Consider the following 4,317-nt stretch of genomic DNA (forward strand, 5'->3'; position numbering starts at 1 on the left):
ACGAACGTCGAAGCCGTGACTTCGTGTAAGTGACGCCTGGCCGCGTCGGAGCCCTGCTCGCAGGCGGGCTGGCGTTGTGTCTGCCGTTTGCATACTTAAGAAAGCTGAGCCGGGACCTGCGTTTTCGTTTCGCGTCCCGGGGCCAACAGCCCAATGAGTACTGCCGCCACGGCCGAGACCACCGCCATCGCCAGCGCTGCGGTGTGCATTGCGGTGATGAAGGCGGAGGTGCTCAGTTCAGCCAGACCCATCGAACGCGGGCCGAGTGAGTCCGCGGTATGCAGCGCGGTGGCAAGGGAATTCAGGGCTGGACCCTTGACGATCTCAGGAAACCCGTGCAGCTTCGGTTCGAGCGCGGTGCCGTAGCTTCGGGCAAGCACCGAGCCGGCAACGGCAATGCCCAACGCGGCGCCGACTTCACGTGCACTGTCATTGACTGCGGAGGCGACACCCTGTTTACCGTCAGGAACCGCTTTCATGATGACGGCTGTTGTCGGGGCGGTGCAAAAGCCGATACCGGTGCTCAAGACGACGGCATGCCAGGTGATGTCGGCGTACGAGGAATGCTGATTAAGACCACCCATTCCTAGAAAGCCGACGGCCATAATGGCCAGTCCTAGGATCACGACCGTGCGTAGGCCGAGCCTGGGGAGATACCAAAATGACATTGCCGACAATCCCGCCAGTGGTACGACAAAGGGGCTGAAGGCGATAGCGGTGTGCAGCGCCGAGTACCCCTTGATGAGTTGCATGTACTGCACGCCGAGATAGAAGAATCCGAACGTAGCTCCAAATAAGACAGCGATCGTGGCGACTCCGGTGGAAAATTCGCGGTTTTTAAAAAGCCGCACATCGAGCAATGGGTGGGGCTGCTTGAGCTCGACTACGCCGAACACGACGGCCAGAGCGAAACCTACCGCCAGGAACCCGGTCACTAACGGATGGCTCCATCCCTGCGAAGGCGCCTCGAGGAGTCCGAAAACGCTTGCAATCAAGGCAAAGCCGATGAGTAGAGCGCCCAGCCAATCGAGTGGCGGCGCGTCGGGATCGCGTGAGGAGGTCAATGTGCACGTGAGGACGAACACAATGGCTGCGGCCGCCCCAAGCGCCCAGAAGATTGACTGCCAGCTCCAATAGCGGAGAAGTACGCCCGATCCGAGCATTCCGATGATGGCGCCTGATCCCGCCACGGCGGCCCACACCCCGATTGCTCGAAGCCGTTGCTCGGGCGGGTAGGCAACGGTCAGCATCGACAGCGTCGCCGGCATGACGAACGCGCCCCCGACGCCTGCTAGCACCCGCCACGCGATGATCTGGGCAGGGTGAGCTAGCACGACTGGGCCCACGCAGGCGATCGCGAACACCGCAAGCCCAAATAGCAGCGCTCCGCGCCGGCCGTAGCGATCACCGATCGCGCCGGCAGGCATCAACAAACAGGCCACTGCCAAGGTATAGCCATCCACCATCCAAGTTAGTTGCCCCTGGCTGGCTTTCGTCGCGATCGCGATCTCACCAAGGGCGGTGTTCAACGCGATCATCGACGCGATGACCAACGGCACCCCTAGACACGTAACGACCAGGGTCCACGTCTTATGGCTGCGAGCTGCAGAGGCCACCGCAACGCCTTCCGGAGGTCGAGTGATGATGACGCTGCCCACAATGCAGTGACTCTTCTGCTCGCACGTGGATGGTGTGTAGCCGAATTGGCATTAGTGCCAGCGTGCAACTGATCGCGGCCACTTCTGGTGCCTCAGCGATCCCAATAGGCGACCACCATGTCATGGCAGCGCTGGCTGATCGGTGTCAAAAGCTCGAAAATCTGATCCGAGCACGGCTCAAGTGCTTTCGCCAATGTTGTTTGGAGCAAGGATGTTTCCACCTCAATGCTGTCGCGCAGCGTCGTACCTGCAGCGGTTATCGCGCCATCGTGTGCTAACCCGATGTCCTCAAGTTGATGTAGGGCACGCTCGGCATCTGCAGTTGAGAATCCCATCTGATTGACCGTGACGGTTCCTACGGCGGCGTCACGCCACAATTCCGACAGCACGTTGATTTGCGCGGGATCTAGACCGGCGGCCAGCCATGCGAGATTATGCATGTCGCCACGGTGCTCCCTGATGAGGTCACAGCACCGCAACAAAATGCCGGCCGCCGACGTGGGCCATGGCAGTGCAAGCAGTCCGGCGTACAGCGGTGCTCCGGTGATCGGACTGGCAATCGCGATCGGCTTTAGCAGATCGTTGATCTGGGCCAGCGGTGCCGAACACGCCTTGGCAATTGGCTCCAGCATCGCCGCTGCGCTCGCCAAACGCGCATCAACGATCTTTTGCGGCGCGACCGTATCCCAAACCCCGGCGAGCCCGCGTTCCACGAACCGCGGGTTCAAGGGTGCGAAGATTGAGGCCGCCGTCGATGGTGCGACCGCGCCCATTGGTGCCGCTCGTCCTGCCATGTACCACTGAATCGGGTTAAGACCCAAGCCTCCGGTGCGCGATTCTTGCGCTTGAAAAACTAGTCCGAGAATCGGCTCTACTCTGGCGCGCAGGCGTCGTGTGAGCCTATGAATGGCTTGTTGATCTTCGATCGGGACTGCAACCATCACCACACACCCGGAATGAGGCGGAAACGTTTGCGCGAGTAGGCCGCATACCGCGGCCCATGCATCTCCAGAAGCGCGCGTTCCTCAGCGCGGATTCTGCGGATGTAGCCGGCCATTGGCAGGATGAACATCGACCCCACTGACAGCCAAGAACCCAGCGCCACGCCGATCCCGATCTGCGTAAGCCACGCACCCAGGTACGAGGGGTGCCGCACAAATGCATAGGGTCCGGAAGAGGTCAATTCTGTTGCAGCAGAATTCAACACGGGCGTCCAGCGATCGCCAAGGACGCGCAACGACCACTGGCGAAGACCGATCCCGCCCCACAAAAGACACAATCCGGCGGCGGTGACAGCAGCCGGGATGCGTTGTATCTGAAAGTATCGCCATGGCGAGAGCAGCACCGCAAGAAAGAGTCCCGCGGCGCCAGTGAGCATCAAATGACGATGAGTGTCGGCATCATCAACCGAAGCAGGCCCGACCGCAATATAGGAACGACGGTCCAAAATCGCCCACGCTGCTACCGACGACAGCAGGGCCGCCCGGGACGGAGGCCTAGATATTGTTGCTGGCCAACTCATCTCAAACGGTATGCACATCGCGCTCATCGCGGGGTTTGCTCGTCTCCGAGTCGGGCACCACAGCCACGTTGCGTTCGTAGAACGACCGAAACTGTCGCACCGAGTCGCCGTCCGGCTTGACCCAAAGCGTCCGCTCCGGTGGGTCCATCCACTTGAGAACCTCTAGGTCGACGTGGACGTTTCGCCGGATGATGAACCACAGCAAACGCGTGAACAGCCGATCGATCGGCCAGCTGACACTGCCGAGAAACCGTTTGCCGAACACGCGCCAGGTAAACACTGTTTCTCCGTCACGCACCGGGGTAACGCCCAGCACGATTGTCAGCAGCGCCGAGCCCCGATCGATCTCGGGGCCAGACTGCGTTCGATAGACGGCGCTGCACGGTCCCGCCATCTCCACGAAAGCCCAAGGGGCGAAAAGCGTTTGAATCTTGGGCGCAGTTCCGTGCACAGGCCGCAGCTGGAACTCGAATCGCGGTCCTGCGTTGTGCAGAATTTCGTACTCAAGCTGGCCCGAGGACCGATGGTTGTGAGGAAAATGGTAGATGTCGGCGACATGTTCCATTATCGGCAGCGGTCCTCCGTGACCGATATGGACCTCGCCGCGTAGCGTCAAGAATTTTTTTCGTGAGCTCAGGGCCCCGACGTCGACGAATTCGGTGGGAAGGCCCACGCCCCACCAAAACCACACGTTGCCTGCTGCCTCGACTACAGGCAGCGAACGCTGCCGAGCATTTTGGGGTATCCGCTCGACCTCGGGCATGAACTCACATGCGCCCCCCGCGCCGAATTCCCACCCGTGGTACCCACACACGAGACGCTCGCCGTTGATCTGACCGCTGCGCGACAGGTCAGCGCCCATGTGACAACACTGAGCGGACAACATCGCTGGGCGGCCGCTTGCAGTGCGCATCAGCGCGAACTTCTGCCCCATGTAGGTGACTGGCCGAACCTTTTTGCGACGGAGCTGCTCTGAAAAACATGCCCAATACCAGCCGTCCGGATACTCACTCACCGCAGCAACCCCCCTGCAGGACTCGTCGTCAGCCGCTCAGGCGATGGTACGTCTGTGGGTGTGATCTACGTCATAGTTGTGATCTAGCTCATACAGCACTGGGGCTTCGGGCGACCCGGCAC

The 4,317-nt window shown here is 60.8% G+C and carries 4 protein-coding genes; all 4 read right to left on the reverse strand.

Translation table 11 applies throughout. The features are described from left to right. Window positions 1–95: 95 nt before the first annotated feature. On the reverse strand, window positions 96–1,559 hold the full coding sequence (locus ABDV69_RS20290) for an MFS transporter (RefSeq protein WP_343577562.1): 1,464 nt from the start codon (window positions 1,557–1,559) through the stop codon (window positions 96–98). A gap of 191 nt (window positions 1,560–1,750) precedes the next feature. Then, a complete protein-coding gene (locus ABDV69_RS20295) occupies window positions 1,751–2,431 on the reverse strand; it encodes a hypothetical protein (RefSeq protein ID WP_343577564.1) in 681 nt (226 codons plus the stop codon). 167 nt (window positions 2,432–2,598) lie between these two features. Further along, window positions 2,599–3,105: an isoprenylcysteine carboxylmethyltransferase family protein gene (locus ABDV69_RS20300; protein ID WP_343577566.1), complete on the reverse strand. Its 507-nt coding sequence runs from the start codon at window positions 3,103–3,105 to the stop codon at window positions 2,599–2,601. Window positions 3,106–3,181: 76 nt separating this feature from the next. Continuing rightward, entirely contained in the window at window positions 3,182–4,195 is a 1,014-nt protein-coding gene (locus ABDV69_RS20305; protein WP_343577567.1) for an aromatic ring-hydroxylating dioxygenase subunit alpha, read from the reverse strand. Between the last annotated feature and the right edge of the window lie 122 nt (window positions 4,196–4,317).

The sequence above is a fragment of the Mycobacterium sp. genome (assembly GCF_039583785.1).
GTDB lineage: Bacteria > Actinomycetota > Actinomycetes > Mycobacteriales > Mycobacteriaceae > Mycobacterium.

Excerpts from the sequence above, each read along its gene's own strand:
- ABDV69_RS20295 (WP_343577564.1), bottom strand. The coding sequence starts at position 2,431 with ATGGGCGCGGTCGCACCATCGACGGCGGCCTCAATCTTCGCACCCTTG.